The organism is Salinivibrio sp. IB872 (genome assembly GCF_001995345.1).
Taxonomy (GTDB): Bacteria; Pseudomonadota; Gammaproteobacteria; order Enterobacterales; family Vibrionaceae; genus Salinivibrio; species Salinivibrio proteolyticus.
This window is the reverse complement of record NZ_MUFO01000007.1, coordinates 39,080-60,225: the sequence shown is the minus strand read 5'-3', so window position 1 is coordinate 60,225 and position 21,146 is coordinate 39,080. Positions and strand designations below refer to the sequence as shown.

General features: G+C 51.0%; 22 protein-coding genes. 15 read left to right on the top strand and 7 right to left on the bottom strand.

Annotated features, from left to right (window positions below):
- Positions 1–18 precede the first annotated feature (18 nt).
- Genes arsC through BZJ18_RS05125 form a run of 3 tightly spaced genes read left to right on the top strand, consistent with a single transcriptional unit; the run spans position 19 to position 1,406 of the window.
- Entirely contained in the window at positions 19–375 is a 357-nt protein-coding gene (arsC, locus tag BZJ18_RS05135; RefSeq protein WP_077455585.1) for an arsenate reductase (glutaredoxin), read from the top strand.
- Complete coding sequence (gene wrbA / locus BZJ18_RS05130) at positions 372–962, top strand: NAD(P)H:quinone oxidoreductase (RefSeq protein WP_077455584.1); 591 nt, start codon at positions 372–374, stop codon at positions 960–962. Before arsC ends, wrbA begins: the two co-directional genes overlap by 4 nt.
- 36 nt (positions 963–998) lie before the next feature.
- Positions 999–1,406, top strand: a complete 408-nt coding sequence (locus BZJ18_RS05125; RefSeq protein ID WP_077455612.1) for a DUF2069 domain-containing protein — start codon at positions 999–1,001, stop codon at positions 1,404–1,406.
- Between the two features lie 54 nt (positions 1,407–1,460).
- On the opposite strand, the gene BZJ18_RS05120 is transcribed toward BZJ18_RS05125, so the two are convergent.
- The gene (locus BZJ18_RS05120; protein ID WP_069587418.1) at positions 1,461–1,946 is read right to left on the bottom strand and encodes a zinc ribbon-containing protein; all 486 of its coding nucleotides are present in this window, start codon (positions 1,944–1,946) and stop codon (positions 1,461–1,463) included.
- A 107-nt stretch (positions 1,947–2,053) separates the two neighbouring features.
- On the opposite strand from BZJ18_RS05120, the gene leuS reads away from it, so the two are divergent.
- The 12 genes from leuS to lipA all read left to right on the top strand — a co-directional run bounded on the left by leuS (position 2,054) and on the right by lipA (position 14,358).
- A complete protein-coding gene (leuS, locus tag BZJ18_RS05115; protein ID WP_077455583.1) occupies positions 2,054–4,630 on the top strand; it encodes a leucine--tRNA ligase in 2,577 nt (858 codons plus the stop codon).
- Positions 4,631–4,645: 15 nt separating this feature from the next.
- On the top strand, positions 4,646–5,269 hold the full coding sequence (locus BZJ18_RS05110) for an LPS-assembly lipoprotein LptE (RefSeq protein ID WP_069587420.1): 624 nt from the start codon (positions 4,646–4,648) through the stop codon (positions 5,267–5,269).
- Positions 5,269–6,291 (top strand): DNA polymerase III subunit delta, encoded by a 1,023-nt coding sequence (holA, locus tag BZJ18_RS05105; RefSeq protein WP_077455611.1) that lies wholly within the window; start codon positions 5,269–5,271, stop codon positions 6,289–6,291. Before BZJ18_RS05110 ends, holA begins: the two co-directional genes overlap by 1 nt.
- A 70-nt stretch (positions 6,292–6,361) precedes the next feature.
- On the top strand, positions 6,362–6,679 hold the full coding sequence (gene rsfS / locus BZJ18_RS05100; RefSeq protein ID WP_069587421.1) for a ribosome silencing factor: 318 nt from the start codon (positions 6,362–6,364) through the stop codon (positions 6,677–6,679).
- A gap of 3 nt (positions 6,680–6,682) precedes the next feature.
- Positions 6,683–7,153, top strand: coding sequence for a 23S rRNA (pseudouridine(1915)-N(3))-methyltransferase RlmH (rlmH, locus tag BZJ18_RS05095; protein WP_069587422.1), 471 nt, complete (start codon positions 6,683–6,685; stop codon positions 7,151–7,153).
- Between the two features lie 6 nt (positions 7,154–7,159).
- Positions 7,160–9,046, top strand: a complete 1,887-nt coding sequence (gene mrdA, locus BZJ18_RS05090) for a penicillin-binding protein 2 (RefSeq protein WP_077455582.1) — start codon at positions 7,160–7,162, stop codon at positions 9,044–9,046.
- On the top strand, positions 9,043–10,161 hold the full coding sequence (rodA, locus tag BZJ18_RS05085) for a rod shape-determining protein RodA (protein WP_077455581.1): 1,119 nt from the start codon (positions 9,043–9,045) through the stop codon (positions 10,159–10,161). The genes mrdA and rodA overlap by 4 nt, the downstream gene beginning before the upstream one ends.
- Positions 10,162–10,166: 5 nt before the next feature.
- Positions 10,167–10,985 (top strand): septal ring lytic transglycosylase RlpA family protein, encoded by an 819-nt coding sequence (locus BZJ18_RS05080; protein ID WP_077455580.1) that lies wholly within the window; start codon positions 10,167–10,169, stop codon positions 10,983–10,985.
- A gap of 91 nt (positions 10,986–11,076) precedes the next feature.
- Positions 11,077–12,249 carry a serine hydrolase gene (locus tag BZJ18_RS05075; RefSeq protein ID WP_077455610.1) on the top strand — a complete coding sequence of 391 codons (1,173 nt, stop codon included), beginning with the start codon at positions 11,077–11,079 and terminating at the stop codon, positions 12,247–12,249.
- A 142-nt stretch (positions 12,250–12,391) separates the two neighbouring features.
- Positions 12,392–12,661 (top strand): DUF493 family protein YbeD, encoded by a 270-nt coding sequence (gene ybeD, locus BZJ18_RS05070; RefSeq protein ID WP_069587426.1) that lies wholly within the window; start codon positions 12,392–12,394, stop codon positions 12,659–12,661.
- A gap of 84 nt (positions 12,662–12,745) precedes the next feature.
- Positions 12,746–13,396: a lipoyl(octanoyl) transferase LipB gene (gene lipB / locus BZJ18_RS05065; RefSeq protein ID WP_069587427.1), complete on the top strand. Its 651-nt coding sequence runs from the start codon at positions 12,746–12,748 to the stop codon at positions 13,394–13,396.
- Positions 13,393–14,358 (top strand): lipoyl synthase, encoded by a 966-nt coding sequence (gene lipA, locus BZJ18_RS05060; protein ID WP_069587428.1) that lies wholly within the window; start codon positions 13,393–13,395, stop codon positions 14,356–14,358. Before lipB ends, lipA begins: the two co-directional genes overlap by 4 nt.
- A gap of 82 nt (positions 14,359–14,440) precedes the next feature.
- Here the strand turns inward: lipA and BZJ18_RS05055 are convergent, their stop codons facing one another.
- The 6 genes from BZJ18_RS05055 to BZJ18_RS05030 form a co-directional block, all read right to left on the bottom strand.
- Entirely contained in the window at positions 14,441–15,694 is a 1,254-nt protein-coding gene (locus BZJ18_RS05055; protein WP_077455579.1) for a glutamate-5-semialdehyde dehydrogenase, read from the bottom strand.
- Between the two features lie 19 nt (positions 15,695–15,713).
- Positions 15,714–16,868, bottom strand: a complete 1,155-nt coding sequence (gene proB, locus BZJ18_RS05050) for a glutamate 5-kinase (protein ID WP_077455578.1) — start codon at positions 16,866–16,868, stop codon at positions 15,714–15,716.
- A gap of 85 nt (positions 16,869–16,953) precedes the next feature.
- Complete coding sequence (gene crl, locus BZJ18_RS05045) at positions 16,954–17,355, bottom strand: sigma factor-binding protein Crl (protein WP_077455577.1); 402 nt, start codon at positions 17,353–17,355, stop codon at positions 16,954–16,956.
- Positions 17,356–17,469: 114 nt separating this feature from the next.
- Positions 17,470–18,723: an esterase FrsA gene (gene frsA, locus BZJ18_RS05040; protein WP_077455609.1), complete on the bottom strand. Its 1,254-nt coding sequence runs from the start codon at positions 18,721–18,723 to the stop codon at positions 17,470–17,472.
- A 157-nt stretch (positions 18,724–18,880) separates the two neighbouring features.
- Positions 18,881–19,336, bottom strand: a complete 456-nt coding sequence (gene gpt / locus BZJ18_RS05035) for a xanthine phosphoribosyltransferase (protein WP_069587432.1) — start codon at positions 19,334–19,336, stop codon at positions 18,881–18,883.
- A 56-nt stretch (positions 19,337–19,392) separates the two neighbouring features.
- Positions 19,393–20,685 (bottom strand): NCS2 family permease, encoded by a 1,293-nt coding sequence (locus BZJ18_RS05030; RefSeq protein ID WP_069587433.1) that lies wholly within the window; start codon positions 20,683–20,685, stop codon positions 19,393–19,395.
- Positions 20,686–21,146 lie beyond the last annotated feature (461 nt).

The window sequence follows — 21,146 nt, the reverse complement described above, 5'->3', positions numbered from 1 at the left end:
CAAATAAGGATATCTGTCGTGACCACTATTACGCTTTATCACAACCCGCGTTGTTCCAAAAGCCGTGAAACACTTGCACTGCTCGAATCCAATGGCGTGCAACCAAACATCGTTAAGTATCTGGAAACGCCTCCGTCATCCGACACGCTGACCGCCTTGAAAGATAAGCTCGGCATCCGCTCATTCCGCGACATGATGCGTACCAAGGAAGCAGACTACAAAACCGCGCAGCTGGGTGATGCCAGCGTGACGGAAGCACAACTGCTCGACGCGATGGTCAACAACCCTAAACTCATTGAGCGCCCGATCGCCGTTAAAGCTGAGCGTGCTGTTATTGGTCGTCCACCAGAAAATGTCCTGGATCTTTTGGCATGACAAAGGTACTGGTGCTTTACTACAGCCGCTCAGGCAATACGCGCAAACTGGCGCAACAGCTTGCGCGAGGCATTGAATCTCAGGGCGTGGAGGCAGTGTTACGTACGGTGCCAGAATTGCCGAGTTACACAGACGGAAAAATACCGGCCCATTCAGCCAGCGATCCTTTTGTGACTCGCCAAGACTTGCTCGACTGTGACGGGCTAGCCTTGGGTAGCCCGGTGCGTTTCGGCAATATGGCCGCGCCACTCAAGCATTTTATCGACAGTACCAGTGCCGAGTGGCTCTCTGGGGCCTTAATCGATAAACCTGCCGCTGTGTTTGGGGCCGGCTCTATGCTTCATGGTGGACAAGAAACCACCCTGCTCACCATGACGGTGCCCCTGCTACATCACGGTATGATTCTTGTTGGTGTACCGCACAGTGAAAGCGCACTGCACACCACTCAAGGCGGTGGTTCGCCCTATGGAGCCTCGAGTGTGAGCGACGCTCAAACGCCTTTGCTCGCCGATGAGAAAAAAATAGCCAATGCGCTCGGCCAACGGCTCGCTTCACTCGCGCGCACGCTCAACCCCACTAGCTCTTAAAAGGACATCACAGTGACTGACCCTCGTCTTGCATTGATGCGTAAACTCTCGCTTGCCAGCAACCTTGGCCTAATCGCTTGGGTAGCGCTTTGGCACACCTACCTATCTCCTCATCCGCACTTAAACGCGTGGGCGGTCACGATCGGTTGGCTGGTGCCTTTGCTGTTGCCACTGCCTGGATTGATTAAGGGCAAAGCGTTCACTCACGCCTGGGCCAACTTTATTTTAATGTTTTACTTTTTGCATGCCCTAACCCTGATATATGTCGATGAGGGCGAACGCTGGCTGGCAGTCGCCGAGCTTGTGCTGGTCAGCTGTGCATTTTGGAGCAATATTGTGTTTGCCCGCTGGATGGGAAAAGCGCAAGGACTTAAATTGCCTCGACTATCTCAGGTTGAGAAAGAAGAAAAAGCACGCTTTGAAAGTGCCAAAGGTGAAGAATAAGCCCGCCTGAGGCATGGATAACGCAAGGGCCGGGGTTGCCGGCCCGCTTTTGATTTAGGCTGGGTAAGCGCGACGGGTAAAAAAGCGATGCCCGCATTTCACACAAGGATGAATCACATCCACGCGATTATGGCGAGTCTGGTGCTGGCATTGTTCACATTGCAATATACCTAACCCCACAATCTCCCCGGCTTCATACACCCCTTGATGCTGCAAATCATCAAACACTTCACGCCATTCCAGCTGCGTTCGGTCGGTGATCTCCGCCAGTTGTTCCCAAATGGTGTCAGCAATCAGGTCGTTAAAAACTTCACTGTCTATTTCATCGGCCTGTGATTTGTCATATTGCGCGCCAAACGCTCTCACATCACGTTTGAAGTACGCCTCAATCAATGCCCATTCATCTTTGGTCAAATCCGCTGCGGCCTTAAGGTATTGCTCCGACAACTCCACCCAGCGCGCAAGGGATTCAGGACTGTTTTCCAGCGCCTCTTTAACGCGCTCGATGATGCTTTGTTGGGGATCTTTCTCTTTATTCATCGTCCTGCTCCTGATTCAAGTGTTGTTGCGGTCTTTGCCTTTCGTTATTCTATGACGATATTTCTCTTTCAGGTTTTACCTTTCTCACAGAATCTCGGAAGCCATCGATGCAAGAACAATATAGCCCGCAAGATATTGAACAAAAAGTTCAAGCCCATTGGGACGAAAATAAAACCTTTGTGGTTCATGAAGACCCTAACAAAGAAAAATTTTATTGTCTTTCTATGTTCCCGTACCCCAGTGGTCGTTTGCACATGGGACATGTGCGCAACTACACCATCGGTGACGTCATTTCACGCTACCAGCGCCTGCAAGGTAAAAACGTGATGCAGCCTATCGGTTGGGACGCCTTTGGCCTACCCGCTGAGGGCGCGGCGATTAAAAACAAAACCGCACCGGCACCTTGGACCTACGAAAACATTGATTACATGAAAGGCCAGCTGAAAATGCTGGGCTTTGGTTACGATTGGAACCGTGAAGTCGCCACCTGTAGTCCAGATTACTACCGCTGGGAACAAGAGTTCTTCACCAAGCTTTACAACAAAGGGTTGGTATACAAGAAAACCTCGTCGGTAAACTGGTGTCCGAATGACCAAACTGTTTTGGCCAATGAGCAGGTGCACGAAGGCTGCTGCTGGCGTTGTGACACACCGGTTGAGCAAAAAGAAATCCCGCAGTGGTTTATTAAAATCACCGACTATGCAGAAGAACTGTTGCAAGACATCGATAAATTGGATGGTTGGCCAGAAATGGTTAAAACCATGCAACGCAACTGGATTGGCCGCTCTGAAGGGGTTGAACTGACCTTTGAAGTAGAAGGCGATCACCCTGCATTGGATGTGTACACCACGCGTCCTGATACCCTGATGGGCGTCACCTATGTGGGCATTGCCGCTGGTCACCCACTCGCGGATGCTGCTGCCAAACAAAATCCAGCGCTGGCTGAATTTGTACAAGAGTGCCGTAACACCAAGGTTGCTGAAGCAGAGCTTGCAACCATGGAGAAAAAAGGCATGGCAACCGGCTTGTACGCGACACACCCTCTAAACGGTCGTCGTGTGCCTATCTTTGTCGCCAACTTTGTCTTGATGGACTACGGCACAGGCGCCGTCATGGCCGTGCCAGCACACGACCAGCGTGACTTTGAGTTCGCCAGCAAATACGGCCTCGATATTGAACCGGTGATCCTTGACGAAAATGGCCAAGCGCCAGATCTGTCCGAGCTAGCGCATACCGAGAAAGGCAAACTGTTTAACTCTGGCGAATTTGACGGCCTAGACTTTGATGCCGCTTTTAATGCGATTGCCGCCAAGCTTGAATCGCTGGGTAAAGGCAAGAAAACCGTTAACTTCCGTCTGCGTGACTGGGGCGTTTCTCGTCAGCGCTACTGGGGTGCACCTATCCCAATGCTGAACACAGAAGACGGTGAAGTGGTTCCTGTCCCTAGCGAGGAACTGCCTGTCATCTTGCCAGAAGACGTGGTTATGGACGGCGTACAAAGCCCGATCAAAGCCGATAAGCAATGGGCGCAAACCCAGTATCAAGGCAAGCCTGCGCTGCGTGAAACCGACACCTTTGATACCTTCATGGAGTCATCTTGGTATTACGCACGCTATTGTTCGCCACAAGCAGACCAAATGCTCGACCCAGCAGCCGCGAACTACTGGCTGCCGGTAGACCAGTACATTGGCGGAATTGAACATGCGTGTATGCACCTGCTTTACTCACGCTTCTTCCATAAACTACTCCGTGACGACAACATGGTCGACAGTGACGAGCCGTTTAAGCAGCTACTTTGCCAAGGCATGGTGCTTGCCGACGCCTTCTACTACAACGACGAAAAAGGCGTGCGTGTTTGGGTCTCGCCAACCGATGTAACCGTCGAACGCGACAGCAAAGGCAAGATCATCAAAGCTATCGACAGTGAAGGACGCGAAGTCGTGCACACTGGCATGACCAAGATGTCAAAGTCGAAGAACAATGGTATCGACCCACAATTGATGGTCGAAAAATATGGTGCCGACACCGTACGCTTGTTCATGATGTTTGCCGCGCCAGCAGAAATGACCCTTGAGTGGCAAGAGTCAGGCGTCGAAGGCTCTCACCGCTTCTTGCGTCGCGTGTGGAAATTGGTTTACGAGCACAGCGCAAAAGGTGCCGTCGCAGCACTCGATGCTAGCGCCCTGAACAATGAGCAGAAAGCACTGCGCCGTGACGTTCACAAAACCATTGCTAAGGTGAGTGACGACATGGGTCGTCGTCAGACGTTCAACACTGCGATTGCTGCGATTATGGAGCTGATGAACCGTTTGGTGAAAGCACCACAAGAGAGCGAGCAAGACCGAGCCGTGCTGGATGAAGCGCTGAAAGCGATTGTTGTGATGCTCTACCCAATCACCCCACACATCAGCTTTACGCTGTGGGAAGCGCTGGGTGAACAGCACATTGATGACGCCCAATGGCCACAGGCTGACCAAGACGCCATGGTTGAAGATGAAAAGCTCATCATCGTCCAAGTTAACGGAAAACTGCGTGCCAAAATCACCGTTGCCGCTGACGCCGAAAAAGATGCGGTTGAAGCACAAGCGATGGCTGATGAAAATGTGGTTAAGTTTACTGACGGGAAAACCGTGCGCAAAGTCATCTATGTACCAGGTAAACTGGTTAACATTGTTGCTAACTAAACAAGGAGCAGTAGCGTGACCCTGTTTAAACCTGTGTTTCGCTTCCTGCTTGTTGCGGTGGTCGCTTTGACCACCGCCTCTTGCGGGTTTGCCTTACGTGACAGCTACAACTTACCGGACGAGGTCACGCAAGTGTCGTTAACCAGCGTCGACCCCTACGGTGAGCTCACTCGCCAGCTGCGCAATCAACTCAATCAACATAAGGTTGAACTGGTTGCACCAGCCAATACAGTGACCAATATTCACCTGCTTGGCGAAAGCAATAGCGAACAAACTCTATCGCTTTACCAAAACAGCCGTGTCGCAGAGAAAGAGTTCCGCTACGTCGCTCGCTACCGGGTGACTGTGCCGCAAAAAGGCAGTTATACTTTTTCAACCACGCTAAGTCGTAACTTTCTCGATAACCCGCTGACTGCATTGGCTAAATCGGTCGAGCAAGACAAGCTGGTTGCGGAGATGCGGACCGAAGCAACACGCCAAATCATGCGTCAACTCTCTCAGCTTAAAGGTGATATTGCCGAGTTTGAGCGCCGTGAGGCTGAACAAGCAGCGTTGGAACAGCTTGAACAAGGTGAGCGTCCAACCAAGCCAGAAATCATTATTGAAACGCGTCAGACTGAGACTGATACCGCGCAATGATGAGAACCTATCCAGAACAATTGGCGCAGCAGCTCAAGCAGCCACTGCGCCAAACCTATCTCGTGTTTGGCTCTGATCCTCTGCTTAAACTCGAATCACGCGATGCAATTTGTCGCTCCGCTCGAGAGCAAGGGTTTGAAGAGCATCATCGCTTTATCATTGATGCTCAGCTCAATTGGCAGGAGGTGATTGATTGTTGCCAAGCGCTGAGTTTGTTTTCTTCACGCCAGATTATCGAAATCACCTGCCCAGAAAACGGCCTTAACACCACACAAGCCAAGCAATTGGCTGACATCGCGCAATGGCTTAATCCTGATATTTTATTGCTGGTGCAAGGCGAGCGTTTAAATAAAAAGCAAGAGTCTGCCAAGTGGTTCACCGCCTTGTCTCAGCATGGGCTCTATGTGGTGTGTAACACACCCGATGCCCGCCAGCTGCCGCGTTTTATCGAGCAGCGCTGTCAAGGGCTGGGGCTTAAACCGGATCAACCGGCATTGCAGTTATTAGCGCAATGGCATGAAGGCAACTTACTGGCGTTGGTGCAAAGCCTGCACATACTGCAGTTGCTCTATCCGGACGGCGCCTTAACGCTCCCTCGCATTGAAAGCGCCCTGTCGCGCCATCATCACTTTACGCCTTTCCAACTTACCGATGCGTTATTAGAAGGAAAAGCGCAGCGCGCGCAGCGTATTTTGGAGCAGCTCTATGCAGAAGGAAACGAGCCTACCTTATTGCTACGATTGATCCAAAAAGAGCTCAAGCAGCTTTATGTGATTCATGAGCAAGGCCAACAAGGGCGACCATTAAACAAAATATTCGACCAACTGAGGATCTGGCAAACACGCCGACCAATGATGATTGCCGCGCTGAATCGCTTAACGCGACCGCGTCTGACTCAGCTTTTGCGGCAACTGGCTCAGCTCGAAATCGGTCTAAAAACCGATTACAGCCGCGATCCTTGGCCTGAATTGCACTATTTTTGCGCACTCATGTGCCAAACGCCTGAACCTCAGCCGCGCTAATGTGTCCAAATGGCAAGTGAGTGATATACTCGCTTGCCAGTAATCCAAACGGTAACCATAGAGGTCTCTTTTGCAAGCTACCGAGTTACAACAGTTTGTGGCCGATAAGGTCGATGATATGAAAGCCAGTGACATTGTGACACTGGATGTCCGTGACAAATCTTCCATTACCGATTTTATGGTGCTGTGCACCGGTAACTCCCGTCGCCATGTCGCTTCAATTGCAGAGCATGTGCGTGACGAAGCCCAAGCTATCAATATCGGCGCGATGGGCATGGAAGGCCAAGACGACAGCGAGTGGGTCGTGGTCGATTTGGGCGATGTGATGGTGCATGTAATGCAAGAAGAACAGCGCCAGCTCTATCAACTGGAAAAGCTCTGGAACTAATTGATGAAGATTCAGTTGATTGCCGTCGGTAATAAAATGCCGAAATGGGTTGAGCAAGGCTTCGCCGAGTACCAGCGCCGTTTTCCCAAAGATATGCCGTTAGAGCTGATTGAGATCCCCGCGGGAAAACGGGGCAAAAACGCCGACATTGCCCGCATTCTGCAAAAGGAAGGCGAAGCTATGTTAGCCGCGGTCAACCGCGGTAGCCGTATCGTGACACTCGACATTCCCGGTAAACCATGGGATACCCCGCAATTGGCTGAACAGTTAGAGAAATGGAAGCTTGATGCTCGTGACGTGGCGATCTTAATTGGCGGGCCAGAGGGATTGGCACCAGAATGTAAGGCCGCTGCGGAACAAAGTTGGTCTTTATCGCCACTGACACTGCCCCATCCGCTGGTACGTATTGTCATGGCTGAGAGCCTATATCGCGCGTGGAGCTTAACGACTAACCATCCTTACCATCGAGAATAATCACGGATGAAGCGCCAACGAAGTCAAATTCGCGACCATAGCGCCGAAGCGGCGCTGTTTGTCCGCCGAGCGATTGTCTGCTTCGTCGGGATTATTGCCTTAGTCGGGATCTTGCTGACCAACCTCTACCACATTCAGGTGGTTGAGCACCAAGATTATCAAACGCGATCAAATGATAACCGCATTAAAGTGGTGCCTGTCGCGCCCAACCGCGGTCTTATCTATGATCGCAACGGCAAATTGCTCGCAGAAAACCGTCCGGTATATCATCTCGAAATCACCCCTGAGCAAGTCGATGATATGCCCGCCACCTTGGCGCGCTTACAGTCATTACTGTCGCTGTCTGACAGTGATATCGACAACTTCCAAAAAGAACGCAGACGTTCGCGTCGCTTTAACGCGGTACCGCTAAAGACCCAGTTAACCGATAAAGAGGTCGCCATCTTTTCCGCCCACCAGCACCAGTTTTCTGGGGTGGAAATCAAGGCGTATCTAAAACGCCACTACCCTTACGGCGATGCGCTGACCCATGTGCTCGGTTACGTCGCAAAAATCAACGACCGTGATATTGCCAAACTGCGTCAAAAAGATGTGCTTAATAACTATCGCGCGACGCGTGACATCGGCAAACTCGGCATAGAAAAATATTACGAGCCCGTGTTGCATGGTAAAGCGGGCTATCAAGAAGTCGAGGTGAATAGCCGAGGCCGAATCATCCGCACCCTAAAATATGTGCCACCCGTGCCGGGTAAGGATTTGATCCTCAATCTCGACATTGATTTACAACTTTATATCCGTGGCATCCTAGGCGATCGCCGTGGCGCTGTAGTTGTGCTCGATCCGAAAACATCTGGCGTTTTAGCCATGGTATCGACCCCAAGCTATGACCCGAACCTTTTTGTTCACGGCATTTCCAGCACCCAATACAGTGCCCTGCTCAATGACAGAGACAGGCCATTGGTAAACCGTGCGACATTAGGCATCTATCCGCCGGCGTCGACGGTGAAGCCCTTTATTGCCGTCGCGGCACTGGAAGAAGGGATTATTACCACCAAGACGACCCGTAACGACCCCGGTTATTGGCGGATCCCCAACTCTAACACTCGCCCTTTCCGCGACTGGCTTCCATGGGGGCATGGCCGCGTAAATATCGTCCAGTCGATTGAAGAGTCGGTAGACACCTTCTTTTATCAAATCGCCTATGACATGGGTATTGATAAAATCTCTTTGTGGATGGAGAAGTTCGGCTTTGGCCAATACACTGGCATAGATATCCAAGAAGAAAGCAGTGCCAATATGCCTAACCGAGAGTGGAAAATGAGCCGCCACCGCCAACCTTGGTACAAAGGTGACACTATTCCTGTCGGCATTGGTCAGGGCTATTGGACTGCAACCCCAATGCAAATGGTCAAGGCACTGACCGTGGTATTGAACCGCGGCGAAGTCAGAGCGCCTAAATTATTGATGCTATCGCGCGATGAACAAGGCATGCATAAACCAACGCCTGAACCTTACCCACCCATAAAAGGGGTGAGCGATAAGTATTGGGACGTCGCCCTTGAAGGGATGCGATTGGTTAATCACGGTCGTAAAGGCACCGCAAGACGCTCGTTCCGTACCGCAAAGTATGTCTCTGGCGGGAAATCCGGTACCGCGCAAGTGTTCGGTTTGGGCGAAGATGAAGAATACAACGCCGACGAGATTGCTGAGCACTTACGCGATCATGCGCTTTACATTGGCTTTGCCCCCTTTGAACATCCCAAGGTGGCAGTTTCTATGGTATTAGAAAACGCCGGAGGCGGGTCAAGCAACGGGGCGCCCATCGCCCGTCGTATTTTTGATCATATCTTGATTGAAAAAGACGCTGAAGAGAACAAAGAGGCAAAACAATGAGTTCCTTAGCCCAAGTAAGCAGTAAGCGCTCGTTATTCGATCGCTTACACCTCGACTTGCCCTTGCTCATTGGCATTCTATTACTGATGGGCTTTGGTCTTGTGGTTATGTACAGCGCCAGTGGCCAAAGTATGGCGATGATGGAGCGTCAAGCAGTTCGGATGCTGCTAGCCCTGTCGGTGATGTTTGCGCTGGCGCAAGTGCCCCCGCGTCATTATGAGTTTTGGTCACCGTATTTATATGTGATTGGTGTGGCCCTACTGGCGGCGGTCTTATTGGTGGGGGAGACAGCAAAAGGAGCCCAGCGTTGGCTTGACCTTGGCGTGGTCACCTTTCAGCCTTCCGAGATAATCAAACTGGCGGTGCCGCTCATGCTGGCCCGTTTTATCGGCAAGGATCCGCTCCCGCCGAAGTTTACAACCTTGCTGATCGCGCTCTTTTTGTTGTTTATGCCCACCATTATGATCGCGAAGCAACCCGACTTGGGCACCTCTATTCTTATTGCCGCGTCAGGCGTCTTCGTACTCTTTCTCGCGGGGATCAGTTGGAAGCTGATTACCGCCGCTGTCGTTGCTATCGCAGGGTTTATTCCTGTGCTGTGGTTTTTCTTAATGCACGACTATCAGCGCACCCGCGTGCTCACGCTCTTTAATCCTGAGTCTGACCCATTGGGGGCGGGCTATCATATTATTCAGTCTAAAATTGCAATTGGTTCCGGAGGGCTGGCCGGAAAAGGCTGGTTGCATGGCACACAATCGCAGCTCGAGTTTCTCCCTGAGCGCCATACCGACTTTATCTTTGCGGTCATTGCCGAAGAATGGGGATTAATTGGCGTATGCGCCCTGCTCGCCTTATACCTGTTTTTGATTGGTCGTGGGCTCATGTTGGCGAGCCGTGCCCAAACTGCATTCGGCCGTATGATGGCCGGTAGTATCGTACTCAGCTTTTTTGTTTATGTTTTTGTCAATATTGGTATGGTCAGCGGCATTTTGCCTGTGGTTGGGGTACCCTTACCTCTGATCAGCTATGGCGGTACCTCTATGGTGACCTTGATGGCTGGTTTTGGCATTCTCATGTCCATTCATACTCATCGAAAAATGCTATCTAGGGCTTAATAAACATGCGAGCGATTGTAATTCTTTTCGCCATGCTCCTGAGCGCGTGCAGTACGCAACAGGGCCGATATCAAATGGCTGACGACCAAGCACCCGAGCGCCTTCCTGAGCAGGTGCACACTGATGATGCCCAGCCAAGGTATGAGCCTTATAGCTTAGCTGGCAACAAAGACTACACCTTAAATGGTCAACGCTACGAAATACTCCGTGAGCCTCGCGGTTACCAAGAGGCGGGTATTGCCTCTTGGTACGGCCAAAAATTCCACGGCCATAAAACCTCTAATGGCGAAGTGTATGACATGTATTCCATGTCTGCGGCGCACAAAACCTTGCCTTTGCCGAGCTAMGTCGAAGTCACCAATCAAAATAACGGTAAAAAAGCGATTGTACGCGTCAACGATCGCGGCCCTTTCCATAACGAACGCCTGATTGATCTCAGCTATGCGGCTGCAAAAAAGCTCGGTGTTTTGCAAACAGGTACCGCACCAGTCGCACTTCGTTTAATCTCTCCAGAGAAACCCGCGCAAGATGAGTGGCATTCGGCCCGCCACCATGCGTACTATGTCCAGTTGCTTGCATTGTCCGATGGCTTAAAAGCCAGCCAAAGTGCGGAACAATTAGCGAAAGCACACGGTCTACCTACCCACATTGCTCGCCGCGACCAAGTGTACCGTGTGCGTTTTGGTCCGTTTTACGACCGTGGCCAAGCTCAGCAAGCGATGCAAGTTGCTAAACAGCATCAACTGCCGGGCGCTTTTATCGTCACCGAAGCACTTGTTAATGACGACACATCTGTCACAAGTGCTAAAACAAACAATCAGTGAGTTAAAGGAATCGAGCCTGTCTCTCTGTGCCCAATTTGGTATAGTGAGCTTACAGTATCGACATCGATAACCGACAAAAGTACTAAAAATGATGAAAAAATCCGTTTCCCGCATGCGTACATTGCTATCTGCTGCGCTTTTCGTATCAGTGACGGCCCAAGCTGCGCCCGCTGTTGTACCCGATGCTCCACAAATTGCCGCCAAGGGCTACGTGCTTATGGACTACCACTCCGGTGAAGTCCTTGCCGAAAATAATGCCTACAAACGCCTTAACCCGGCCAGCCTCACCAAGATGATGACCAGTTATGTGATTGGCCAAGAGGTTGAGCGCGGTAACATCTCCATGGATGATGACGTGGTGATCAGCGAAAATGCGTGGGCGAAAAACTTCCCAGGTTCATCCAAGATGTTCATCGAAGTCGGGACCACGGTGAAAGCAGCCGACCTTAACCGAGGCATTATCATTCAATCAGGCAACGATGCCTGTGTCGCGATGGCGGAGCATGTCGCGGGCTCTGAAGATGCGTTTGTGGATCTGATGAACCGTTGGGGTGAAACACTGGGCATGGACAGCACGCATTTCTCGAATGTGCATGGCCTCGACTCTAAAGATCTTTACACTACCCCTTATGACATGGCGTTACTGGCGCAGGCGCTGATCCGTGATGTGCCAGCGGAATACCGCATTTACAAAGAGAAAGCGTTTACCTACAACGGGATTACCCAATACAACCGCAATGGCCTATTGTGGGACAAGAGCCTTAACGTTGACGGTATCAAGACGGGCCATACCGATGGTGCCGGCTATAACTTGGTGAGCTCAGCCACTGAAGGCGAGATGCGTTTGATTGCTGTCGTGATGGGCACCAAAAGTGCTAACGCACGTAAAGCTGAAAGTAAAAAGCTATTGAACTATGGCTTCCGTTTCTTCGAAACCGTCGCCCCACACAAAGCAAATGAAACCTTTGTGACTGAAAAAGTGTGGATGGGGGATACCGATGAAGTGTCACTCGGGGTGACCGAAGATACCTACGTCACACTTCCTCGCGGCAAAGCACAAGATCTAAAAGCGAGCTTCGTGCTGGAAAAAAACCTTGAAGCACCGATCAGCAAAGGGGATGTAGTAGGCAAGCTGTTCTATCAAGTGGATGGCGAGGATGTTGCCGAATACCCTCTGGTTGCGTTGAACGACGTCGAAAAAGGCGGATTATTCAGCCGGTTAATTGATTACATTGTTATGATGTTTCAAAACTTACTGGGCTAAGCCGCTTACCATTTAGTCCCATTCCCGCCCACCAACTTGGTGGGCGGCTTGTTTTCTGTCCCAGAGCAGATTAGTATTTCGCGTTAATCGTGATCCATCGCACATAGGTATGCCGTTCTCGGCCTGCCCATTGGGAGTTAACATGCAAGAGCAACCAAAACTAAAAGACTTGCTGGAGTTTCCTTGTCAGTTTACGTACAAGGTTATGGGCCATGCTAAGCCTGAACTGCCGGACCTTGTTCTAGGTGTGATCCAGCAACATGCGCCAGGCGACTACAGCCCAAAGGTGAAACCTAGCGCAAAAGGTAACTATCACTCGGTATCGGTGACCATTACTGCCACCTCTATCGAGCAAGTAGAAACCTTGTATAAAGAACTTGGCGAGATCGAAATCGTTCGTATGGTTCTTTAATCAGAATACCCACACGGCTGGCGGCTTTTAATCGCGCCGCCAACCTCTATAATACCCCCACAGATAACAATATGGGTAATCGGTTTGCAGCACCAACTAGTTGTTAGATATCTGGGCCGCCGACCTTATCCGCAAACCTGGCAGCAGATGCGTGACTTCACGGATAGCCGTGATGCACATACTTGTGACGAAGTCTGGTTGGTCGAACATGATCCCGTCTTCACCCAAGGTCAAGCGGGTAAACCGGAACACGTTTTGGTCCCTGGAGACATCCCCGTCGTACAATCAGATCGAGGGGGACAAGTGACCTATCACGGTCCCGGTCAGTTAGTCGTTTACTTTTTAATTGATTTAAAACGTAAAAAAGTCGGCGTTCGAGAACTGGTTAGCCATATTGAAAATCTCGTTGTCGCTACCCTCGCCCATTATGGCGTAACCGCCTACGCGCGTCCCGATGCGCCCGGTGTGTATGTGGATAGCGCAAAAATCTGTTCCCTTGGGCTCCGTATTCGTCGCGGGTGCTCATTCCATGGACTGGCACTCAACATCAATATGGATTTATCTCCATTTCAGCGCATTAACCCCTGTGGGTATGCGGGGATGGCGATGACGCAACTGAGTGATCAGGTTGAAGGCGCAACCCTAACAGACGTCCAACCTGTGCTAGTAGACACTTTAACTCAACAACTGGGATATACTCAGGTTGAGGTTACAACGGAAAGCAGCGATTTATGAGCAAACCGATTCAGATGGAACGCGGCGTTAAGTACCGCGATGCCGAAAAGATGGCGCTTATCCCGGTCAAAAATATGCCGACCGAGCAAAAAGAAGTGCTGCGCAAGCCTGATTGGATGAAGATCAAGCTCCCTGCCGAAACCTCTCGCATCAAAGAAATTAAAGATGCGATGCGCAAAAACAACCTTCACTCTGTGTGTGAAGAGGCCTCCTGTCCAAACTTGGCAGAGTGCTTTAGCCACGGTACCGCCACTTTCATGATTTTGGGTGCGATTTGTACCCGTCGTTGCCCATTTTGCGACGTCGCCCATGGCCGTCCGGTTGCCCCTGATGCGGACGAACCCAAGCATCTGGCGCAAACTATTAAAGACATGAAGCTTCGTTATGTCGTGATCACCTCAGTTGACCGCGATGACCTTCGCGATGGCGGGGCACAGCATTTTGCCGACTGTACCCGTGAGATCCGTGCGCTCAACCCAGAGATCAAAATCGAAACCTTGGTACCTGACTTCCGAGGCCGAATGGATCGCGCCCTAGATATCCTGCGTGACAATCCACCGGATGTGTTTAACCATAACTTAGAAACAGCGCCTCGCTTGTATCGTAAAGCGCGCCCCGGTGCCAACTATCAGTGGTCACTGGATCTGCTGAAAAAGTTCAAAGACATGCACCCAGATGTTCCTACTAAGTCTGGACTCATGATGGGCTTGGGCGAAACCAAGGAAGAGATCATTGAGGTTCTGAAAGACCTACGTGCCCACGGTGTCACCATGCTGACATTAGGTCAATACCTTGCGCCAAGCCGCCATCACCTTCCGGTTGAACGTTATGTGCCGCCCGAAGAGTTTGATGAGCTAAAAGCTATCGCGCTGGATCTTGGCTTTACCCATGCTGCATGTGGTCCCTTTGTCCGCTCTTCATACCATGCTGATTTGCAAGCCAAAGGTGTCGAGATTAAATAAGTCTCTATGCTGACGATACAAAAAAGCCGCGCTCGCGCGGCTTTTTTACGTTTTGCATATAACTTGCGTTTGTATGCTTAGGTTATTGACGTGTCAGGTAATCTGCTTTGCCGACCCACTTATACGTAGTCAGCTCTTCGAGTCCCATCGGGCCGCGCGCATGCAGCTTTTGCGTTGAAACGGCCACTTCCGCGCCTAAACCAAACTGGGCACCGTCAGTAAAACGGGTTGAAGCATTGACATAGACTGCAGCCGAGCCCGCACCATTGATAAAGGCTTCGGCAGCATCAATATCATTAGTCAGAATCGTATCTGAATGGCTCGCATTGTGTTCGCGCATATGACCGAGCGCGTCGTGCACATCGTCAACCACAGCAACACCGAGCGTTGGGCCCAACCATTCAGTATCAAAGTCTCCCTCAGCGGCTTCACGAAGCTGTGCGACACCGTCAAGGTAGGGCAAGGCACTATTCGCTGCGACAACCTTCAGTTTCTGTGCGTTAAGCGCTGGGATCAGGCGTGTAAACAACTGTGCTGCGACTTGCTTGTGAACCAATAACGTATCCAAAGCGTTACAAGCGGATGGACGATCCGTCTTCGCATTAATAATCACATCCGGTGCGCGTTCAAGATCGGCACTTTGATCCACATATAAATGGCTAATCCCAAAGCCACCAATAATCACCGGAATCGTGCTGTTTTGCTTACACATTTTATGCAAACTAGCACCGCCACGCGGAATAATCATATCCACGTACTCGTCCATGGTCAGCAGCTCTGCGACCAATTCTCGGTCAGGCTTGTCGATGTATTGCACCGCTGATTGCGGTAGCTCAGCCTTGCTCAGTGCAGATTGAATCACAGTGACCAACACTTGGTTGGTCGCAAAGGTTTCTTTACCACCACGTAAAATACTGGCATTGCCCGTTTTTAGGCACAGTGCGGCAATATCGATGGTGACGTTAGGGCGTGCTTCATAAATCACACCGACAACACCCAGTGGCTCACGGCGCTTCGATAACGAAAGGCCATTTTCGAGCACTTTATGGTCAAACTCTTGCCCAACCGGATCGGGCAACGACACCACATTACGCACATCTGCAGCAATCGCCGATAAACGTGCTGGCGTGAGTGCTAAGCGGTCGATCAACGCTTCGCTCATACCCGCCGCGCGTGCGGCTTCTAAGTCCGTTTGGTTAGCCGCTAAAATACTCGCTTGTTGCGCCTCTAGTTCGTCCGCAATGAAGGTCAGCGCGCGATTTTTTTTCGTGGTGGAAGTTGTCGCGAGTTGGTAAGCCGCCTCTTTGGCCGCTTTCCCCATCATTTGTAAACTCATGTTGTGTGCATCTCTTTTATTAATCGCCAATAACGACAAGGTCGTCTCGGTGTATGGCTACCGGTCCATACTCATAGCCTAAAATATCTGCGATTTGTTGGCTATGTGCACCTGCAATACGGCGAAGATCGGCCGCGGAATAACGGCAAATACCGCGCGCAAGGCATTGCCCCTCTACAGAGTAAATGCGTGCGACTTCGCCACGCGCAAAGTCACCTTTGACGCGTACGATGCCTTTACTCAGCAAGCTGCTACCTTTTTGCGTCACTGCCGTCACCGCTCCGGTATCAATGGTAATATCTCCCGCAGGAGGTGGTCCGGCTAGAATCCAGCGTTTACGGCTCTCTAATGGGCTTTCTAGCGGCAAGAATCGAGTGCCTGCACTGTTACCGGCGACCACGTTTTGGATCACTTCAGGCTTGCTGCCAGCGGCAATCGTGACTTCTATGCCCGCACGTCGCCCAATATCTGCAGCCTGCAGTTTCGTTGCCATGCCACCGGTGCCAAGACCTGTGACACTGCCTCCCGCTAATTTGCGTAAGGTTTCATCAATCGTATGGACTTCCCGAATAAGCTCGGCATCGGGTTGCGTTCTCGGATCCGCCGTAAAGAGTCCGGGTTGATCGGTAAGCAGCAATAATTTGTCTGCGTTAGCTAAAATTGCCACCAGCGCAGAGAGGTTGTCGTTATCACCGACTTTGATCTCAGATGTCGCCACCGCATCATTTTCATTCACAATGGGAATGATGCCGTTGTCGAGTAAAGCATGGAGCATGTCTCGCGCATTGAGAAAGCGCTCGCGGTGATCCAAATCAGCGCGGGTCAGCAGCATCTGTCCGACTTGAAAGCCATAAAGACTGAAAAGATGCTCCCAGGTTTGAATTAAACGGCACTGCCCGACGGCTGCGAGCATCTGCTTATTGGCGACCGTGTCAGCCAATACCGGATAATCAAGGTGCTCTCGCCCAGCAGCAATCGCTCCCGAAGAGACAATGATCACTTGATGGCCTTGTTGGCGCAGGCGCGCGCACTGACGAACCAACTCAACCATGTGGGCTTGGTCAAGGCGTTGCGAACCGCCAGTCAGCACACTGGTGCCTAATTTTACAACGATGGTTTGAGAAGAGACGGTGGCTGCAATGTCCCCGTCTCGAAGCGCGTCTTGAACTGTCATGATTGCCTGATTGACTAAAAGATAGATGTCTCTTTTATCAATCCCATGCCCATTTAACAAGGACTGAAATCAGGCAAATCACGTTTTAGTTAGAAAGGGCGAGTTCAGGCTCGGTCAGTTTTTGACTTGGGGAAAGGGAAAGCGATAGTTCATCGACCACCAATTGGCATAATTTGGTGTAGAAACTATCAAGGGTTTTCTCAACCTCAGCGCGCTGTTTGGCAGGGACGGCTTTTGCTAACCATTCCCCGTGCTCGTCATAGAGGCCATAACCGTAGTGATAACGGAACCCATCGTCTTCTGGGGTAAGCACTAGCCACCAGCCCCAGAATTCGCGCGCGTCGGGCTCCTTTTTCGCATCGACGCAGACAGACAAGCTATCGAAAAAATAGCTTTGTTCATCAGATTGCCCATCACGAAAATACGGGCCCAGCGCAGTAAAACGTGWTTTTAACCGTCCATGAGAAAGCGGAAGCGTTTGGGTCATGGTGTCCTCCAGTGGCACTCTATCTACCTAAGCTCAAGGTATATCATGACGTTATCGGTCAGGTGAACGCCAATCCCCCGCTTTCCGCACTCGATCACACCTTCGCCATCTTAGTTACAAAATATTGGCAAACCAAGAGACGGTCTCACACAACGCACGATGATAGCCGTCATGCAAAGGCGTATTCGGCAATGTCACCGCTTTACCACCACGACTATAGGTCGCAATCAGTTTATTGTCGGATTCTGGACAAACCGGATCATCTTTTAAGCTCAAGGCTAAAATGGGCACATCGGTGCGCCGTCCGGTGAGTAAGCCTTGATTTTTGAGTGACCACGCCTGCAAGCGTGTCCGAAGCGTGTCGATAGGAATATGGCGACCGAGCCGTGACCCTAGTGTATCGAGGTACATGGGTGGCATTTTTTTCATCATTGGTGCATTGGTTAATAGCGAATGCACGATGCCTCCCAGCGCCGCACTCGCTTTGACTCTATGTGGTTCAAGAAAGGCTAACCGAACCGCCGGATTGGCGCCAAACCGGATCCCCATGGTGCCCACGCGGTGGTGATCCACCCAAGGTACCTCCGCCAGTTTATCTAACATGGCACGATGTAAGCGGCTGGTATCTTCATTGAGATGCCAATGACTGCTGTGCCCCACTGAGGGCATATCTAAGGTCAATACCGCGATATCTGCGGGAGCAAAGTAATCGACGAATACCCGCCATAAATCGGTTTGCAAACTGTCTAAGCTGCCACTGAGAATAACCACCGGCAGAGTCGCATCGGTTCTTGGCAGATACAGGTAACCTTTTAGCGATTTGCCATCGAGCGTTGTTTCTACGGTTTTAACCGTGAAGGGAAGTTTATCCATGGCATGCTCAAAGGCTTTGTAGGCCAGCGTTTCCGATTGCAAAGCGAGCGTATCGCCTTTGAGGTGAGGATACGCCGCGATACCGAAATAGGTACAGGCTTGCAACCATTGCTGACTCGCTGCTTGATGCTCTCCTTTGTCTGCCAGCGCTTGGGCGCGCTTTTGGTGCTGCATGCCCACTGCTGTCCACTCGTAGTTCCAATTTCCCGAGCGGTAGCCTTCTACCGTATCCAGCAGACTGTCGACGGAGCGTGAATTATCCGAATGAGCAATACGGGCAAAAATGGCCTCCATCTCTATCGGATCTACTCCTTGCCACGTCCATTGTCCACGACGCCGCATTCGATACCAGCTGCGCTCACTATCTCCATCAAACGCCGAATAACTCGCTTGATCGATTTGCTGGATAGCGCCAAACAATGTCGACGTTTCTTTGGCATGTCTGTGTTTGGCAAACAGCTTGACCGACAAATTTTGAGATTCGCTTTCCGACACGTTCACTCCCGAGCGTTCAGTTTATGACGCTCCTAGTGTAAACCATACTCACAGCAAGGCCATGATTTTCAGTCAATCGCGTCCCTAGAAACCAAAAAACGCCGCAACTGTGTGCGACGTTTTGTTGACAGCAGATTATCAATAACCTTGCTGGCTATTATTTGGCAATCGGATCCACATAGCTCACCGCCATATCCCACGGCTGCTCAATCCATGTGTCTTGCGCAATATCGACGATATAATCGTCAACAAGATGCTTACCCGCCGGTTTGGCGCTTACAGTCACAAAGCGTGCTTTGGGATAGAGTTGGCGCACCATTTCTGCGGTTCCGCCTGTATCAACCAAGTCGTCCACCACAATAAAGCCTTCACCATCCCCAGGTGCTTGTTTCACGACACGCATATCGCGCTGATGATCATGATCGTAGCTCGAGATACACACCGTATCGACATAGCGAATGCCTAGCTCACGGGCCAGAATGGCGGCAGGCACCAAGCCACCGCGACTCACAGCAATAATTCCCTGCCACTGGTCAGCGGGCAGCAGCCTCTCCGCCAATTGGCGTGTGTACATCTGCATGTTGTCCCAGGTGATGATGAACTTGTTACTCATGATGAAAACCTCGTGGCGTTTCTCGCCTTGTTATAACGTCAATGTGGGCGGCTGTTTTACACCAAGAAAACGAACTTGAGTAAGAACAATCCAGCCAAGATCCAGATACTGACAGGGACCTCACGCCCTTTGCCCGCAAAGGTTTTTACGGCACAAAACGCAATAAAGCCAAGGCCAATCCCGCTCGCAATCGAGTAAGTGAGCGGCATCAGCAAGCACACCACGACCACCGGTGCGGCTTCGGTCAAATCTCGCCAGTTAATCCCTACAAGACCTGACATCATCAAAATCGCAACATAAAAGAGAGCGCCAGCTGTTGCGTACGCTGGGACCATACCTGCTAGCGGCGCAAAAAATAGCGCAAGCAAGAATAAGATCCCTACAACAACAGCAGTGAGTCCTGTACGGCCACCCGCTGCTACCCCTGACACACTTTCAATATATGAGGTTGTATTCGACGTGCCTAAAAGCGCCCCGACCGATGTCGCGGTACTGTCTGCCAGTAATGCACGATTTAAACGCGGCAGTTTACCATCTTTGTCCAAAAGTTCCGCGCGCTGTGCCACACCCACTAAGGTTCCTGCGGTATCAAAGAGGTCAACAAACAAAAATGCGAACACGATAGACACCAGACCAACTTCAAGGGCTCCGGCAAAATCAAGCTGCATAAAGGTCGGCGCGAGGCTTGGTGGCGCAGACATCACGCCGTGGTAGGGGACATCCCCCGCGACAATACCAATCACGGTGACCACTAAAATCGCAATCATGACCGCCCCTTTTAGGCCACGATGCACCAAACCGATAGTGAGGAAAAAGCCGAGTGCTGCCATCGCCGGGGCAAATGCCGTCACATCACCCAGTGCGACAAGGGTTGCCGGGTGATCCACGACGATCCCCGCATTTTGCAGTGCGATGAGCGCTAAGAACAAGCCGATACCCGCCGAGATACCGGTGCGCAGTGACATAGGAATCGAGTTGATAATCCACTCACGAATTTTCAACACACTGAGTAGAATAAAACACAAGCCCGAAATAAACACCGCAGCCAGCGCAACCTGCCACGAGTGGCCCATTTGCAGCACCACTGTGTAGGTGAAGAAAGCGTTCAGGCCCATACCCGGCGCTTGAGCGACCGGATAGTTGGCGACAATTCCCATCACAAAACAGCCGACGGCAGCAGCCAAACAGGTGGCAACAAATACGGCGCCCTTGTCCATTCCAGCTTCAGCCAAAATAGATGGGTTCACGAAAATGATGTAGGCCATGGTAAGGAAGGTGGTCACACCGGCAATAACTTCGGTGCGAAGATCCGTGCCATGATCGCTGAGTTTAAATAAACGCTCTAACATCGTTGGTATCCCGAATAAAAGGTGGCGCATCATAAGATGCAAAAGGAAAACGTTTGCGTGTCAAAAATTGGCGCAAATCTTACCGATCGATGAAGGAAATTTCCAGCGCGAAACCGCATGAATTGATCGGAATGTCATGGCTCTCGTGATGGTTGCTAACAAGATTGTCTATCATGACTGGCTTATCAGGCACCTGACATACCACCCATAAAAAAAACGCCACAACATTGTGTGGCGCCAGAACTAAAGCGTTTGCTTCTGGATCAGAAATGTCTCTGTAAGAGCGGGGGAATCGTAAAACTTACTTGCGGTACCCGAACGGCGCCGGATACGTAAATCCTTTGGTATACACTGACTGTTGGTTCCAGTAGTAGTTAGATACCATACCTTCCATCGTTTTTACCTCTCTCAAGTTTAAACCTAATGTTGTTCACATTTTGTCTCGGTTCCTTGGAGGCGAA